Genomic DNA, 575 nt, shown 5'->3' on the forward strand with positions numbered 1-575 from the left:
GCCGCGGCGTTCGCGCTGCTGCTGCTGCAGGCGGGCAGGCTGCTGCCCCAGGGCAGGGACCGCGCCAAGCGGGGTTCGGGTCCGCGCACGCCGCTGCGGGAGCTGCTGCGGGAGCCCGAGGGCGTGCGGGAGCTGTCCTGCTACGCCGTCGCGCCGCTCGCGGCGGGCGCGCTGGCCACCGCGCTCGGCGGTGCGCACCCGTACTGGGCGGTGGTCTCGGCGGTGGCCCCGCTGTCCGGGCTGGGCACGCGCCACCGCGTCGCCCGCGCCGTCCACCGGGTGCTCGGCACGCTGGCGGGCGTGGTCGTGGCGTTCGCGCTGCTGTCGCTGCACCCCGCGCCGCTGGTGGCCGTGCTGCTGGCCGTGGCGTTCCAGGCGTGGGCGGAGCTGTTCATCACCCGCAACTACGCCCTGGCCGTCGTGGGCATCACGCCGCTGGCGCTGCTCATGGTCGACCTGGCGGTGCCCGCCGACCCGGCCGCCGTCGCCGCCGACCGGGCGGTGGAGACGCTGCTGGGTGCGGCGGTGGCGGTGCTGCTGGTGCTGGTGACCGGCCGGCGCTCCCGCCCGGGGGA

Annotated in this window: 1 protein-coding gene; it reads left to right on the forward strand. The window is 78.6% G+C overall.

Annotated features, from left to right (window positions below; translation table 11 throughout):
• Nucleotides 1-575 (forward strand): FUSC family protein (locus ABEB16_RS22605; protein ID WP_345714388.1); only part of this gene is annotated, 575 nt, incomplete at both ends.

This window comes from Kineococcus glutinatus (assembly GCF_039542765.1).
GTDB lineage: Bacteria > Actinomycetota > Actinomycetes > Actinomycetales > Kineococcaceae > Kineococcus_A > Kineococcus_A glutinatus.